Genomic DNA, 14,592 nt, shown 5'->3' with positions numbered 1-14,592 from the left:
AAGAGAAGCTGCTTAATAAGTAAGCAAATGATGACAACTACCTTGAAAAACACCGTCTACATCTAAGCCCACACTAGTGGGCTTTTTTACGCCTGTAACGAACATCTAAATCTTGTTCTTCTTGTTGAGGTACATGTTTTCATCGGACGACTTTATTAGATTTATGATGTTGAAACTTCGGGAATCCGCCGTACCACAACCATATGAAAAACCGAGTGGCACCTCATCATCACAACGAAAGCTTTCAATGAAGTCATGAAATTCAGCGTGAATTTTATTGACCAACTCAGAAGCATAACCAACCTCTTCTGAGTGTATGACGACAATGAATTCATCACCACCAACCCTAGCCGATATGATGTTGTACTTTGCATTGTTTTTTATGCATGACGCAAAGCCAGAGATATAGTCAAACCACCTCACATCTGAATCAATTTTTATCTTCCATCTCAATCCATTTATTAACCAGATCATAAGCAACCTTTGAACACTGATATTCCGCATTTTGTCTTTCAAGACCAATGACATGTTGTTCAGTAAGTATTAGGTATGCAGCCAGTGACCCAATATCACCGGCCTGTGCTAGTCGATTGACACACTCTTCATAGTCGCTGTATTCATCAGACAAGTCTTCATCGAAGTAATCTGGGTCATGAACGCCAATTGGATCCCACTCCTCTAACAATACCTTCGATACATACGTTTCGAATTCACTGCTCTGAATGCGTTTAGGCAAGCTATTGACCTTATCATCAAGCATGCTCATGATACCGCAGCTAACTATGCGGCTTGGTGCTGGTTCACCAACAAAGCAGAATTCTGTGTTCTCTTGAATGTTTTCAGAAAAGTCACTCCACGTAGGAAGGCTAACCAACGGGTATTCGTTTTTAGCTGCGTTAAAATCGACACAAATGACTTTGCTACTTAATACCTGCGGAAAAAGAGTCGGTTCTAATGTGTAGTGACCAATGACAACAGGTACCAATGGTGCCTGATTGTACTTCTTTGCACCTTTAGCCAGTTTAATTGTTGGTATGCGTTCTCTCTGCTCTTTAGATACCACAGCAAGATCTTGATAATTGTCCACTGAGTAGACATTTTTCCACCAAGCCACACGTATCTGACTGCGTTCAATGCCATTCTTATCTAAAAATGAGCTTCCCTTCGGTAGCGTAACTTCCGGACCTTTTAACAAGATTTCAATAAGTTGGTATAGCTCATGCTCAGTATTGAACGCATCATACCAATGTTCTTCTTTTAACGAATTATCGTCATTGAGATAAGGACGTAACCGCTGAATAGACTGGTCATGCCAACAAGCGTGAATAGCCGTCATGTCACCAAAATTTAAGAACAATGGTAACTGTTTAAACCACTCGACCCATTTTTTATGTTCAGCACTGTCTTCCCCGACTTGTTTAATAAACAATTGATGCTGTTTAATGTTGCCAGGCTTAGTACGGTCACGACAGAAATTGCGTTTATCGTCCGTCAATAACCATCCGATTGCATTAAATTCATGGTTTCCGAGAAGACAAAGTGCGTGACCATCGTCAACCCACTGTTTAACCTTATTCAGTAATGCTAAATGTTCAGCTCCGCTCTCCAATGAATTATCAATAAGATCACCGACAAAAATCAGTTTCGCATCACCTTCCTGCCAACAGTAATGAGAAAGCAGCTCATCTAGCTTTTCAACTTGGCCATGTACATCTCCAATAAATAGCATTTCATCTAGGTTATGGTTCGCCCTGAACTTCAAACCTTCTTCCAATTGACGAATACGGCTAATCAAAGTGGGTAGCATATCCATTTTCCAGCAACCAAGCTGAAAACCTCCACCAGACATTCCTCCGCGATTGAAGGCTTCAATATAAAGATCCGTATCCATATCATCGTTAGCGAGGATTTTTTCTACAAATTCGGTTAACCATTCACAGCACTCAACAGACTTGCCACCCGCTCCTATTTGTTCTAAAGAATTGTTAAAGTTCTCTTGATAACCGTACTCACTTAGAATATTCCAATTTGTCGGATAACCGGTGCAATTCTCAATCTCATTAACAAGGCTAGTGAACATATTCTCTCGGGTGAAATTTAACACCCACTCAATAAGTTGCTCTCCCGTAAACTGCTTTTCAGTCTCATTCAAGGCCTCTTTAAGCATTGCCCACAAAGCTGAGTTCCCACGTAAACCGTATTGAGATAAGTCGGTAAACAGTGCATCAATATGTTTAGATTCAATCATTGCCATTATCTAAGTTCCAATAGAAAGGGATTAGTGAGATTGCTCATCTAGCTGAGCTTCTAGTGCTTCAATTCTTTTCAAGGCTGCGGCATGCAACGCTTCTAACTCTCGACGATTATAATTGTGAGTGCCAAATGGGCGCGCATCGCACTTTGCTTCTTGTTTAGTGCTCAATCTGGTATTTTTAGTCAAATCACCTTTTAAAGACGTCGTTTTTCGATAGCTTAATCCTTGAATAGGCGTATTTACATTTTTTGTAATTTGCCCCCTACTATTGAGTGTTGCCGTTGCTAGCCCTTTTTTACCCACAGTGCACGATATGCCCCGTTTAGACACATTAAAACGCAACCACCGGCCACCAAAAGAACGAAAAAATCGAAATGCCATATGTCCTCAAACTTCTTTTTAACTCTTTTACACATTAAAGATGGTGAACTGATTTAGTTAGAATCATCACTTTGAATTAGCTTACTTTTGCAATAGTTATCACTTGAAATCAGCCCACTAAGGTCATCTACTCCAACCTTTCCCATAAATGGCTCAACACCCATAGCAAAGCGGCGTAAGTTCACCTCTCGCTGATAATCTTCGCTCATTGGGTTAATTCCTTTGTCCCTCAATTTTATCTCTACATTACTGTCGTAATGAAAATCATACTCTTCAGGGAACAGTTGAGTATGTAACTCGCGAATAGGATCAATAGACTCTTCGTAACGTTTAAGAATGGCTTTATTTGCTTTTTTTTTTATTACTCATCATTTGTTCCTGAATAGTGTCTATTCTTTAAACCACATAATGTTAAAAATCATACCCGTTAACAGTCTCTAACAGGATTTCACAAGCTTAAGATCTCGTCATTTACTTGAAAAATTCCAGAGCCAATTAGCAAGGCTGAAATGAATTAGGCCAAATCACTTTGCTATTACCACTAACATCGATTTTAAATGGGACAACCCAAAGCTTAAGTGTGTCACTGAAATCAAAGCTATGTTCAATAGCTTCGTTAAACTCATCATGGGCTGGGTATATCAATACAAGGTCACCACCCTCAATAGGCAGGTATTTATGGCCGTAAGCAAACATTTGGTAAAAATCTGACTGGGACAAACCTTGATTGTGGGCGTTTACATCAACCAACTTCCACTTGGTATCTAGAACTATTTGGGTCTTATTTGACTGAGTAATTATAAGATCAGGCTTTAGCATGAACTGCTCACGGCTATGGTGTGATACTAAATATTGAGATCTGGCTTGAGTTGATAATTCAGCCCCGTTAGGCAATGCATTACGAAGCACAGAAGCAACGTAATGTTCAAATACCAACTCCATTGGAAATAGTAATGATAACGCTTCAGAGTCACCTTTCATGCTTAATGGCGACATATCCTCGAGTATGATCTTAGCCCAGGCTAAAGGGGCTTGATAGTGGTTCATCCCTCTGTCCACTTTAATGCGCATAAAGTCCTGCTTTACCGTCGAGCTAAAAGGGACATCAGCAAACGCAAATTCTAATTCACGCAACAAACGTTGATTGTGTGGAGCCAGAGGCTGCACACTAAGTTTTCTTAACGCTGTTCGAATAAGCCTATTCGCAGGTCTGTTTTGTAAAAACTCATCAAACTCTACATAGAACTTATGCTTATTAACCACATTATGGCGAAGTTGTTTGGCGGTTAATAACTTCCCCTTTTTGTAAGCTAGATTGTCTTGTACTGAAACGTAGTCACTTTTCAAACCTCGCTTAACGAGATCATTGACTGCCGATAAAAACTGAGCGACAAAAACATCGAACAGGGGCATTTTGCGTGACTGAACGCTCGAGTTGGAAGACGATATAAATCGAAAATCACCCAAGCGTTTTAACATTGCTAACAATATTTCACGCGATTCATCAGCTCCCTTTTCAATGGTTTTTGAGCGCCGCCCTACCTTAGGTAAAATTTCGATTTGCTCACCGTTAGGAGTACGTAATACGCCAACATAACTCTTCACTTGGAGTACTTTCAATCCGTTACGAACACGAAGCTGTAAAAGCTGCGCTATTTCTCGCGACTTAGACCCAAGACAAAGCTGCTCCAAGTAGCAGAAGCTCTGTTGTGAGATAAGGGTAAAACCATAGGCTTCTCCCTCTAATTCTGCACACAAGTAACCATATTCAAAAACAGTTGCATGCATTATTGATTACTTACCGCATCGCTATCATTGACTTCGTTGTGAGTTTCAATTCCACTTACGTTGTACACACCTAAGTAGGAGTTCGGTGTACTCCATACGCTCGATTCTGGTTTAGCAAGTGTATAACGGACTTGAGTTTGCCCGTATTGATCTAATTGATGGTTACTACCAAACAGGCTATTCAGATCCGTATTTTTTAGCTCCACTCTTTTGACAAACTGTAAACCTGGGTTCTTGGATTTCTGATTATCGGCCAACACTAAGCGGATTTTCTCCCAATCTTCAAAAAAATACTCTTCTAGTAGTGGGATAATTTTATTTTTAAATACTAATTCCAAAGCTTCAAATGCCTGGTCTTCACCTTGTTCTTCAAGTGTTTTCTTTACTGGCATAAAGAAGGCATGCCCAAGCATATGCTCACGATCGTAAAGTATTTCGATACGCTGATTTAAAACAATCAAAAGTTGTTCTAAATTGATGCCTTTTACATAGCAGTCTTCAAGAAGCTCAGGTTCTGGCATCATCTCTACAAAATCGAAACGGCGACGTAATGCAGTATCCATCATCGCTAACGAACGGTCAGCCGTGTTCATTGTGCCGATAATGTCAACGTTAGCAGGTACACTAAATTCTTTACCACTATAAGTCAGCTTTATGGACATGGCATTTTCACAACCTGCTCGCTTATCCAGTTCAATTAATGAAATAAGCTCGCCGAAAATTTTTGAGATATTTCCACGATTAATTTCATCAATAAAAATGGCATAGCGGTGGTTTGAGTCTGCTTCCGCACGTTGACATAATTTAAGGAACACACCGGGAGCAACGGAATAGCTAATGTTACCGTTCTCGTCTGTCTCAGCCTTTAGTCCCTCAATAAACTCTTCATAACCATAGGACTGATGGAAAGTTGTCATACTATAGCGCTTGATAAATTGGTCCGCTTTGGGGCCTTGCTTTATCTCTTGATATAGGTCGACAAGCTCTTCGATTAACTCACGCTTTTCATCAACGATGAACCAGTAAGCATCTGCTGTTTTATCAAATACCGCTGGCTCGCTATGAGATTTATAGTCAACGGTGGTTGACTCAAGGATAGAAAAACTCTGAAGGGCAGCCCAAGCAGTATTTGTTAAGTTTTTATCTCTGTTATTGAGCTTTGTTTTACATTGAAAATATGAATGTTCTACCAACTGTTTTACTTTTACTTGCTTATCAAGATCTAATAAGCACAAGACTAATACTTGCATCCAATTAAGAGGATCTAGCTTTTCTTGTAGCCATTGAGACTCATCTTGAACTTCGGGCGTACTGATATACTGCTTTTCAATCTGCTGTAAATGGTATGTCTTCCCCGTTCCAGGAGGTCCATAAAGAATCTTGTTAACTGGATTGATAACTTCTTGTATAGTATTTTTTCCCACGTTAGATAACTCCGCAATCCCTTCACTTATCACATAGTCACATGGCCAATAACCAACTCTTTCCACTGGGTTGTCTTCCACGAACTCTGGTATTGTTTTCCCTAACTCTTCGATCAACGCTAGCGTTAAATTTTCTCTGCGCTCACCGATAGCAACTCTAATGCTTCGCTTTGAAAGGTTGATAATAGCGAATGTGGCAGACGCTTTGCCTTCAACAGGCTTACCTTGACGACCAATTTTAAGTTGATCAGTCTTTGTAGTTGGATAGATATCGAGTGATGATTCGTTAGCAAGCTCAGTCAACGTGTGAAGAAGCTCTAGCTTGTCATTGTTCATTCCATTAAGAATATCCAGTGTTAGGTGTTCTTTTAGCTGTTCAATGATTTCATCTTCTGGCGGTTGGTTTAAATTCCATACATGATAGGTATAACTCGCAGCATCTACACCTTCTGGCTTACATGCCAACAATTCATTATTCGCTTGAGCAATGGTGATATCAGAGCTCTTACAAGCACGCTGAAAAACAGCTTCTTTGAAAATGGCGAGTACCTTAGGAGAACTTTGATCTTGATACAAAAAAGCCGTTTTCCACTTTATCGTGTTTGGTAAGGGCGAATCTTGAATAACGTCCAGATCACCACGTTTGACTGCATCAATTACATGTATAATTTGAGATTTTATTTCTTGGAAAGCTAATTGCTCCGTTTCACCTAAGTTCCTTTTCCAACTATAGGCTTCACCGTGGACTATATGAGGACGCTCGCCCTTAGGAGCACTTTTTCGGCGATAGATCCCAAACTTACTTGAGTCTCCCCCTTTAATTGAGCCTAAATTGGTTGTGCCGAACTCAATCCAGTAGCTGAAAGAGTCTTTACTACCCGGGTTACTGTATTCTTCGAGGGTCATAGCCATAACCCGTTCATAAGGCCAAGCAGTCAAAAATGCTTGCCACATTTCGTTTCTAGCATGAAGTTCGTTTGTATCAATTTCAACGTTAGGCATATTTAAGTTTCTCTGTTAATTCAGTATTCACGCGACTTAATGAGGCACACATTTCGATCTCTAGGGCAAGTTTTGACTTAATGAATCTGTCAATCGCTGCCCTTTACAATTGACCTAACTTTAAAATTCGCTACTTTGTTTTACGGCTCTTCTTTTCAAAAGCTCGGATAGTTTTATTAAAATAGAAAATCCTGATCGTCATTGTTTTCCTGTATTCGTTGTTTTTCCTTTCTCTTCTTTATTTGCTCTCGGCGCAGTTTTGATTCTTCTTGCTGTTTCAACAGATACTGCTGACACTGTACTTCTTCAGGTAACATAACCAGCAGCGGTGTGTAACCAACGCTTTTCGCTATAGCATTAAGACAAACGCGAAGCGCTCCTGAAGCAACAAACTTTTCCCAATACCCGTCACAAAAACGAGCGCCCCGAACCGCCGCTGTCAGTATTTTGAAGTAGTCATTTCCGTTACACAATTTAAGCAATTCGGTTATTTCTAACTCGGATAATGAATCAAAAAGCTTAAGCACTTTTCCACCCGCTTGCTGCTGTGTGCTTTGATCTGGGTATTGCGTCCAGTCGAAGTCTTTCAGAATAAAATCGTATCCATAAAGTAGATCGTACACGGTGTGTTCACTATCATCAAAATCATTGCTATGTAACTTATTTAAAAATTCATGGATTTGTTGGAGTGTTGGCATAGTGATGCTTCCTACTTGATTCTATTGAGTTATCGTTCCAGAACGAACTAATTGTAACGCACTCGGTTCCCTATACTCATGACGTAGTCTGGAATATCATTTATTCCATTTAGATAATTGATATTTATAAAAAGTTCGAGACCTTTGGCACGGTGCATTTTTCTTTTGACTGTTGAAATAAAAAGGCAATTGATTAAACCAAAACCTCTGTGGCGTCGAAACGAACACCACGAATGCAAAGACAAGAAGATGTAATAACTTCATTCATAATACTTTTATTTTTCTTCATCTCTTCGTAATTGAACGGACCAAATGTTTTATACTCCTTGACTCATATTCGCTCCATCAGCCCAACGACTTCTATACAGACTCTTCAGCTAACTTCATTTGGCATATAATGTCATCTACGCATAAGTCATACTTTTTAATAGCGGACACTTCGCATCGTTGCTTCTTTAACCGTTAAATCAGATTTTCATTGGATACCTTTGGCGAGCTAAACTGATGATTTTGTTCATTATGACGTTCGTCTATACACACGAAATGGCCTCTCTATTGCTTGGTTATTTTGTAGAGAGGTAATATTAGTTCAGTTAACACACTCGTTGAGGTTCGTAAGCTTATGAAGGGTGCGTATGAGATTGAGTAAACTTAATTAGGTTAGCCTGATATACGTCTGTAGTGACAAATTAATAGTGACTTACGACTTGTATTTAAAATGGTAATCGATCTGTTGATAGAGTGCGCACAACTCGTATGCGCACTCTAAAAGAGTACTTATCTAATTTGATAGCTTACATCGGTAGACCAAGATTCGCTGTTTCTAACAATCAGTGCCTTTTCTAAAGAATCTAGTGCTGCTAACTGAGGAACTAAATCAGAATGGAAATTATGTTTAACGGTAGAGAACTTCGAGTTTTCTTCACGTAATTGCCAATAGCCAACACCTTGATCAAGTTTAAATACTAGCTTTTTACCTGATTGTAATTCCAGCGTTAGTCGTCGTCTATGGGCGATATCAGACCGGTTGTCATGGCAGATAACTTTAGGTTTTATCGAAGCTTTATGTTCAACCCACATTTCGTAAGCTTCAATAAATTCATCTCTATCTTGCCAATCATGGTGCAGGTAATTCCCCATTGTTTGCTTTTCATGATAGAGCGTCTCAATGACCAGTGACGTGATTGTTTTTGTTCCTTGGCAAATAAACCCTAACAGTTGAGTAATCATCAACATTGATGAAGGGCTTTGAATATAACGGTCGCTATATTTAACCGCTACAATCTTTTCTGTCGAAAGGAAACTTAACAGCTCTGAATTGCTACCAAAGATCCCGTTCCAAAAAGCGGAGCCAAATGAAATAAGCTTGCCATTGAATTGGCTTACTATTTCAATTGTATCGGTTAAATTCGATGCCACGTCAACAGAAGAAGATTCTAGTACGACTTTAAAAGTCTCACTTTTTTCAAGTGGCTCCTGCTTAGTTAAAACCACAACCCCATTCGCAGTGTGCCATTGCTGACCAGGCTCTGCGTTTCCGCTCTCTGAACTGGCGATGGTTACTATATTCTCGCCATTGTTCAATTGAGCAACAATTTGAGGCTTAGCTTGTTTACCAATAGCAATTCGTGCACCTAGGGTTTGTAAGGTCCATAGATCTTCTTTCGTTTCCTCTGAAATGTCTGCGTGAGGAATCACTATCGTTAGATTTAATTCATCTGAAGTAAGGTAAGTAATGATCGAACGCTTGAAGTTAGGATGGGTAAGATCCCACTCCGATTCATCTTCACTTAGCCATACCGTTAATCCATCTGCACCATGGTTGATTTGATTGCGTATTGCGGCTGACACTGATGTGGGTTGATAAATAGCACCGGTAAAGGATCTTAACGTTTCTGGTACTTCATTGTGCAAAGTGAAATCAGTACCTAACCAACCTCTGGCTAACTGTGTGTCTATATAATCGATGTCATAACGTGTATCTGACTCTAAAAGACAGTCACTACAACCACTTTCACAGTGATCACAATTTAACCCTTCGACCATTTTATTCAGGATCGCCTGAATATATTGATTGGCTGAACTAGAAAATCCTGCTCCACCTGATATCGAATCATATAGCTGTATGACCAACGCAGAGGTACTTCCTTCGATCATGGCAGGCCGAATAGCATAACCAATTTCCGAAATTGAAATCCCTAACTGATTAGCCAATGCAGAGCGAAGAGAGATCGCTAACGTTGTCCCGATTACGCGCCCTTCCGTGGTATCGTCAATATACTCATTTCTTTCAGGGTGCGTTAAAACTAGCTCGAAGACGTCTGTTTTCGAGTGACACCCAAGATGGATACCTTTCATTATCGTCGCAGAACCATCACAACTTACATTCCCATCCCCTTTCTTATCTTTTTTCACTGCTTTTAGAGGTCGATGAGGCTCACTAGGGTTGAGTATTTTCGGATAATCCCCATTTTTAGAGAGTGATTCAGCACGTCCACACGTCATACAAAGTGCATACCCTTTACCATGCTCTCCCGATGAATGGTTAAACACAGTACCATCAGCGGTTGAGGTCATATACCCCATCGCGCTATTGGGCAGATCGATATGAGTGGCGTTACCTGTCGATACCCATGCATCTTCAACCGGAATGTATTTTTGCATCGAAATATCATTTGAAGGCCCATGATAAAAGTCTGTTGCAAAACCTGTTGGCTGTAATACCTGCCTAATGTGCTTACCTTTTATCGGTGCGCCACACAAAGAGTTCGTACACTTCATATCTAAAGAAGAGGCTGACACCGTCTCTTCATAGCCTGTTTGACCACAAGCATCACAACGCCATGCCATGTCAAATTTTTGCGCTTCATTGACGCCCGAATCAGAGGCATTATGCCAATGCAGTGTCACGCCTCCAGAGCGGAAAACGCGTCCATCTAATACAATTTCTGAACCTGGGGAGTATTCACGAATCGCAACAGCTAGGTTACGACTTGGTAAGCCTCTAAATCGAGAAACGTTATCCTCACGCTCATTGCCTTTTTTCTCTTTTCTCTGCTTTTCTCGAATGAAGTCTTCAATATTATTATTATCAAAGTTCACCACATCCGTTGGGAAACCGTAACCTGGTAGAAATGCCTTTGAAGCAAGCTCTCTTAATAAGTACTCTTGCCCTAGTCTCACTTTTTCAATATTTAGGCGATAAGCGTAAGGGGTATCACTATCAATGCCCTTCAACTCACTCGCAATATAGTTGTAATCAACAAACCATGTTTCTCTAAGCTTCTTGATAACCTCAGCTGCATTAGATCGTAAAATGCTAGGTTGAGTACCCGCAAGCCCAGTACCTCTAACCAAAGCCGATACGTCACTATCAAACAACGCTCCATCGCTCTCTAGCCAAGTTAACAGTGCATCACAGATAGAACTTCCTTGTGGTAAATAGAACCACTCCAAATTCAGGGATGTTGTCTCTTTAGTTGTTGAACCTACTTGAGTTTTCAAAAACAGAGACAGTAATAATGAATTAACATGACGCTGTATTAAGCGCTGTGAATTAAACGCCACATATGGTGCCGGAATTTGCGTGACAAACGGCCAGTCTGGTTGCTGAAAAACTTGTTGGTCATGCGGGTTCCCTTTACACAAAGTATAAGAAATTGCACGTGACTCCTTGCTTCGGCCTGCACGCCCTGCTCGTTGTAAATAGTTTGCCGGATGGGGTGGTACGTTATTCATCACAACAGCACTAATACCACCGATATCAACCCCCATCTCCATGGTGGTCGAACAGTTTAGAACATTGATTTTACCTAGTTTAAATAGCTTTTCGTACTCATTAAGGCGGTCAGCACTTTGCTGCGCCGAGTGTTCAGCGGTTCGATAATACAGCCCGCCCTCTATTGCACGGTCATTAATATCCGTCCACAAATTATGTTCACGTAAATACTGAACCTTTGGGTTATCCGCTACCGTGCTACGAATATGTTTTAAGCCTTTTTGAAAATCGAATTGCTTAGCCTCGACCTCCCAAACACATGGGAAATCAACCTCAATACATTGATATCTACTAATGTCTTCAACTTTACGAGGCAAGTACGGAGAAACCCCTTTGAAGGTAGTATCAAACAGCTTATTGGTTACCGGGCAAACAAACACTTTATCGATGAACGAAAAGGTGAATTTTTTACGATCCAGAGCAAATCGGTTGTTATCCGCCGACAAAATACGAGCATTAATGGTTAAGTCACGCCATACCGCGGTGAGCCATGCGTTAATGATGTCTCTACCCTTTGATGAGCTTGCATCAATCGTCGAAGTCGCGGTGAGCAGTTTAACCAATCGATTATGATTAGCACTTCGGATCTGCGGCCATTTTTTCACACGGCCTTCATTCGCTTCATCAGAATCAGGGTTACGCAGCGCTTTCGAGGCAAATCGGCTCCCCACCCATTTAAGCCAGCCACCTTCTTCTAGACGTAAGTAGTTGTTCTCTCGTACAAAGAAATCGAGTGACACTTTCACAAAATCTAACCAATCTTCTAGCGTGTAACCGTAGTCTTCCCAATGTGCCGGGCTGCTTTTGATCTTATCAAGACCAAGATAATTGACTTTAACCATGCCCTGAGTTTCTGAGTTATTTTGTCTTTTAGGGCGACGGGAGAACTCTCTAAAAAGCAGCATATCGGCTAGTTTGGTGCTGCCATCAGAGGTCTTAAATATTTCCGGTGATAGGTACTGGTTGTATTGGAACATCGCACCATTGAAGTCACTCATCTTAGCTAATTCGGTGACCATTTCATCCCAAGGTATTTCCACGAGTTTGATCGCAGCTCCACCACTGTTAAGGGCACGAGCTTTTTCTTCCAGTTGATCCGCCATGTCGTTCATACCCATGACTCTTAAGCTAGCCGCTTGCGCTAACATCGCCTCTGCGGATACACCTTCTGCAGGTTGATCATTGCTCACGGGTTGATCAAGCTGTTTTTCACGTAATACTTCAACCACAGAGCCACGTAGTTTAGAGCGTTCTGCCTCTTGCTGCATACGTACCGATAAACGCGCAGTCCCCTGCCGACTGTCAGTAAACGTGATTAAGCGTCGGCCTCGTGCTGGCAGTGACTGTGGCCCTTCAGCGCCAGTGGTAGAAATATCCGGGCAGAATTCAAGTAAGGTAGGAACAACGTTAGCAATGTAAAATGGTGCGCCTAACATCGCTCTACGAAATGGAGAGCCTTGGTTATAACCTTCAAAATTACAACCACAGCACGATTGCTGTTTTGCATCATCAAACATCAGAGAGTAGCCAGGTTCTACCGACCCAATCACCCCGTCTTTACTGATATTAATCGAGCTGTAAAAACCCTCTTCGTCTTGTTTAGAGCCAAACATCTCTGGAAAGCGAGCGCTATCATCAAGCTGCTGAATTTCAATATCCTGTTCTTCGGAAAAGTCTTGCTGAAGAGAAAACTCATCACCCGCGCTGCCGTTCCACTGTAGTAACTTGCCTTTTTTGTCTAAGCCCATCAGGTGAGGTTCATTACACTCTAAGCAGAAGGTCAGTTCTAATATCGGCGCACCGCAGTCACACTTTTGTCTCTGAACTGAATACACATAACCAAATGGCCAGCCTTTTTCCAGTTTCGTCCCCTTTTTACACCGACAGTTACTATCCACACAAGACCACAAGCCATTGGTCATACGTTGAAAAAAGTGCGCACGCAGCTTTAAGAAAGCTTCAGACTTCGCGTCTTTTTTTGTCCCTGTAAGCAAATCTAACCAACGTAATAATTCATGCTGGCTAATCGTTGGATTACCCGACTTCTGCGCCGTTTTCTTATTGATTTCTAATAACGTTAAAGGTGACAGGCTTTTCACAATCACATCACGAAGGACATGAGCGAAAGTGCAGCTTTGAAGTGCAGAGTAACGTGCAGCCGACACTTCTGGGTCGCGCTTTTTAGCCTCTTCTCCCTCAGGTTCAATAGCCTCTATCTCAGTGAGTGTCATCGAGTCCGACTCAACAAAGTCGAGTTCTGGTATGACTCGACGACCACCAATCACCTTGATCTGCTCTTTGGGTACATCCGCAAGTTTTGATAAATACTCTTGAAGTTGCTCATTTGCATTAGCATCTGCAATCGTTGCTGACGTGGCGACAAAGCGGACATTTTTAGCTTCCACACCGAATGCTTGCAACACTCGACGAAGTTGAAGAGACAGTTCTGCAGCTTGTGAACCTACGTAGGTGTGAGCCTCATCGAGCACTATCCAACGTAATGACTTTTCCTGTCTTGAACGTTCAATGATTGGCGCATCAATTTGCCTCACTAGCATGTACTCAAGCATCGTTCCATTCGTTACTAGAATAGGCGCAGGCTCTTTACGCATTAGCTCTCGTGAGAGCACCTCATTTGGCCTTTCACCCTGCGCTTTGCGCATCTTGTTTTCGCTGTTCTCTGTATTACCGTTATACAGACAATAGCGAATGCGGTTACCAAAATGTTTTGTCCAAGCATCTAAGCGTTCTTGTTGAGAGTTAATCAGGGCATTTAAAGGATAAAGAAACAGCGCTCTTACCCCCACTAACGGAGATTGCGTTCGTTGCTGCTCACGGTACAAATCTTCCAGTACTGGCACCATAAAACATTCCGTTTTTCCAGAGCCCGTACCTGAAGTCACAATCGCAGAATGCGGTTTTTCATCAAGCAACGTTTGCCACGCGGTGAGTTGGTGCTTAAATGGGTTGAAACCAGATTCAAAGCGGTAACGATCATTGGATTTATCATCCAAGGCGTTAATGACCGCTTTTGACAATAAACTGCCTTCTAGATCTTTGACCTTTGGCGTCGCATATTCCCAACCAAAGGTATGTTCGAACAAGGGCGGCGCAAGAAAGGCATTTTCATCACCACATTCCGATGACATGATCTCGCTTAAATGGTTGCGTAAAATAGGATCCGTGATCCCCAGAACACTCAGTGTTGACTCTTTCGCTCTTGAGATCGACTGCTCAACTAAATCAGTAAAGTAGCGTGCCATAACA

Annotated in this window: 7 protein-coding genes and 1 pseudogene; all 8 read right to left on the bottom strand. The window is 41.4% G+C overall.

Going from position 1 to position 14,592, the window contains the following annotated elements; translation table 11 throughout:
• Window positions 1–105: 105 nt before the first annotated feature.
• A pseudogene (locus AB6E30_RS19465) lies at window positions 106–414 on the bottom strand (diguanylate cyclase domain-containing protein); the annotation flags it as partial.
• A 16-nt stretch (window positions 415–430) separates the two neighbouring features.
• The gene (locus AB6E30_RS19460) at window positions 431–2,254 is read right to left on the bottom strand and encodes a metallophosphoesterase (protein WP_372104936.1); all 1,824 of its coding nucleotides are present in this window, start codon (window positions 2,252–2,254) and stop codon (window positions 431–433) included.
• A gap of 24 nt (window positions 2,255–2,278) precedes the next feature.
• Window positions 2,279–2,635: a DUF4236 domain-containing protein gene (locus AB6E30_RS19455; protein WP_372104934.1), complete on the bottom strand. Its 357-nt coding sequence runs from the start codon at window positions 2,633–2,635 to the stop codon at window positions 2,279–2,281.
• 53 nt (window positions 2,636–2,688) lie between these two features.
• Window positions 2,689–2,844, bottom strand: coding sequence for a hypothetical protein (locus tag AB6E30_RS19450; RefSeq protein WP_372104932.1), 156 nt, complete (start codon window positions 2,842–2,844; stop codon window positions 2,689–2,691).
• A gap of 286 nt (window positions 2,845–3,130) precedes the next feature.
• Entirely contained in the window at window positions 3,131–4,423 is a 1,293-nt protein-coding gene (locus tag AB6E30_RS19445; RefSeq protein WP_372104931.1) for an McrC family protein, read from the bottom strand.
• On the bottom strand, window positions 4,423–6,849 hold the full coding sequence (locus AB6E30_RS19440) for an McrB family protein (RefSeq protein WP_372104929.1): 2,427 nt from the start codon (window positions 6,847–6,849) through the stop codon (window positions 4,423–4,425). Before AB6E30_RS19440 ends, AB6E30_RS19445 begins: the two co-directional genes overlap by 1 nt.
• Window positions 6,850–7,025: 176 nt before the next feature.
• Window positions 7,026–7,547: a DUF6508 domain-containing protein gene (locus AB6E30_RS19435; protein WP_372104927.1), complete on the bottom strand. Its 522-nt coding sequence runs from the start codon at window positions 7,545–7,547 to the stop codon at window positions 7,026–7,028.
• Between the two features lie 777 nt (window positions 7,548–8,324).
• A complete protein-coding gene (locus tag AB6E30_RS19430) occupies window positions 8,325–14,588 on the bottom strand; it encodes a DEAD/DEAH box helicase (protein WP_372104925.1) in 6,264 nt (2,087 codons plus the stop codon).
• Window positions 14,589–14,592: the final 4 nt, after the last annotated feature.

Origin of the sequence: Vibrio sp. 10N.247.311.12, assembly GCF_041467515.1 — a bacterium.
Lineage (GTDB): Bacteria > Pseudomonadota > Gammaproteobacteria > Enterobacterales > Vibrionaceae > Vibrio > Vibrio crassostreae_C.
This window is presented reverse-complemented; position numbering and strand designations above follow the sequence as displayed.